The following is a 1,962-nucleotide window of genomic DNA, read 5'->3' as shown; positions in this document are numbered from 1 at the left end:
GCCCGCAGGCGGCGCGAGCCGGCGCGGCCCATGTCGAAATCCTCGCCCGCCACATCGCCGCGATCGAGCTGCGTTACTGGTGGGCCGCGCGCCCGGGCGCGCCGCCCGCCTGGCACGAGGCCGGGCCGGCAGGCGCGCTGCCGCGCCTCATCCGGCTGCGCATCATCCCCGCCGCCGGGCAGCGCCCCTGGCCGGACCTGATCGCCGCCCCCTGGCGCGCCCCCTTCGCCGCCGGCGGATAGGCGCGCGGCCGCGCGCCGCGGCGGCACGCGCCGGCAGCGCCAGCATCGAGTGACACGAAACCTTAATTTTCAATTTTTCTTGAGTCGCGTAACCAGAACATCAATGGATTTCCTTCATTGGTATATCGCAAGCCTGCAGTCGCTGGTGCCCGGCGCGCTGCGGCGTCCGGCCGGGCAGGATGCGGCGATGACCGTCACCGCCGCCGCCGGCGCGCCGCCGGAAGCCGCCGAGATCACGCAGGAAGGGCGCGGCGGCGCCCGCGCGCTCGGCCGGCTGGGGCAGATGCGGCGGAGCGCGGTCATCCGGCCGGTGGTGCTGCGGCTGCGCGGCGCCGGCGCGCTGATCCGCCGCGTCACCCTCCCCGCCGCCGCGCGGCGCGACCTCGCGGCGGCACTCGCCTTCGAGATCGACCGCCTGACCCCCTTCACCGCCGACGAGGTGCTGGTCACCCACGAGATCCTCGCGCGCGACAACGCGCAGGGCCTGCTGCATGTCCGGCTCGCCGTGCTGCCCCGCGCCTGGATCGCCGATCTTCTCGCCGCGCTCGACGAGGCCGGGTTCGCCGCCGTGCGGATCGAGGCCGCCGGCGCCGAGGGCGAGGCCGTCTTCGCGCTGCCTGGCGCCCGGCGGCAAAGCCGCGTCCCCCCGGCGCTCGCCCTGCTCGCCGCCGGCCTCGCCGCGCTGTGCCTCGCCATTCCGCCGGCGCGCCAGGCGCTCGCCCTGCACCGGCTCGATGCCGCGTGCGCCGCGCTCGCCCCGCGGCTCCGCCTTGCCGAGGCTCTGCGCGCCCGCCTCGCCGCAGAAGACCGCTTCCGCGCCGCGCTCGGCGCCGAGGCAGCGCGCGAGGGCGACACGCTGCTGATGCTCGCCGCCCTCACCCGCGCCCTGCCGGACCGCAGCTACCTGACTGATCTCTCCCTGCGCGACCGGGTGGCGACGCTCGACGGCGAATCCCCCAACGCCGCCGGCCTGGTCGCCCGGCTCGCCGCCGATCCGCATTTCGCCGATCCGGCCTTCGCCGCCCCGGTCACGCGGTCGCTCAACGGCGGCGGCGATGTGTTCTCGATCCGGGTGCGGCTGCGCGACGATGAAGCGGGCTGACGCGATGGCACAGCTCCCGCGCGACCTGCCGGACGGCCGCGCCGGCCAGGCGCTCGCGCTCGCGATCTCGGCGGCGCTGCTCGCCCTTGTCGGCTTCGGCGTCATCCGCCCCGGCCTCGCCTGGTATCGCGGCCTCAGCACGCGCGTTGCCACCGTAAGCACGCTGCTCGCGCATGAGCGGCGTCTCGTCGCCGAACTGCCGGCGCTGCGGCGCATGGCCGCACGGGTCCGCCCCGGCGCCGGGCGCGACGCCTATCTCCCCGGCGACTCCGCCGCCATCGCCGGCGCGCGGTTGCAGGGCGCGGTGCAGTCCCTCGCCGCCACGCACCGGATCGGGCTGGACAGCGCCGAGCTGCTCCCGCCGGTCAGCCTCGGCAGCGTCGAACGAATTCGTCTGCGGATCTCGATGACGGCCTCCTACCCCGCGCTGATCGGCTTTCTCGACGCGCTCGGTGCCGCGACACCGCGCATGCTCGTCAACCGGCTCGACCTGCACGCAACCGGCGCGCCCGCCACCGGCGCCGACCTGCCGCTGCACGCGAGCTTCACCGTCTCGGGCTTCCGCATCGCGAAGGCGGCGCGATGATCGGCGCGCGGCTCGGCCTCGGCGGTCTCGTG

General features: G+C 76.0%; 2 protein-coding genes and 1 pseudogene. All 3 read left to right on the top strand.

What is annotated here, in order from left to right:
* A pseudogene (locus RT91_RS19055) lies at window positions 1-242 on the top strand (prepilin-type cleavage/methylation domain-containing protein); the annotation flags it as partial.
* Between the two features lie 103 nt (window positions 243-345).
* Entirely contained in the window at window positions 346-1,344 is a 999-nt protein-coding gene (locus RT91_RS19050) for a PilN domain-containing protein (protein ID WP_035189355.1), read from the top strand.
* The gene (gene gspM / locus RT91_RS19045) at window positions 1,331-1,930 is read left to right on the top strand and encodes a type II secretion system protein GspM (protein ID WP_035189353.1); all 600 of its coding nucleotides are present in this window, start codon (window positions 1,331-1,333) and stop codon (window positions 1,928-1,930) included. The genes RT91_RS19050 and gspM overlap by 14 nt, the downstream gene beginning before the upstream one ends.
* The last annotated feature ends 32 nt before the right edge of the window (window positions 1,931-1,962 follow it).

The sequence above is a fragment of the Acidiphilium sp. JA12-A1 genome, assembly GCF_000724705.2.
Taxonomy (GTDB): domain Bacteria; phylum Pseudomonadota; class Alphaproteobacteria; order Acetobacterales; family Acetobacteraceae; genus Acidiphilium; species Acidiphilium multivorum.
Note: the sequence above shows the minus strand (reverse complement) of the source record. Positions and strands in the feature narration are given on the sequence as shown.

Bases quoted from the DNA above. Each gene is read 5' to 3' on its own strand.
- RT91_RS19050 (WP_035189355.1), top strand. From the start codon at position 346: ATGGATTTCCTTCATTGGTATATCGCAAGCCTGCAGTCGCTGGTGCCC.
- gspM (WP_035189353.1), top strand. From the start codon at position 1,331: ATGAAGCGGGCTGACGCGATGGCACAGCTCCCGCGCGACCTGCCGGAC.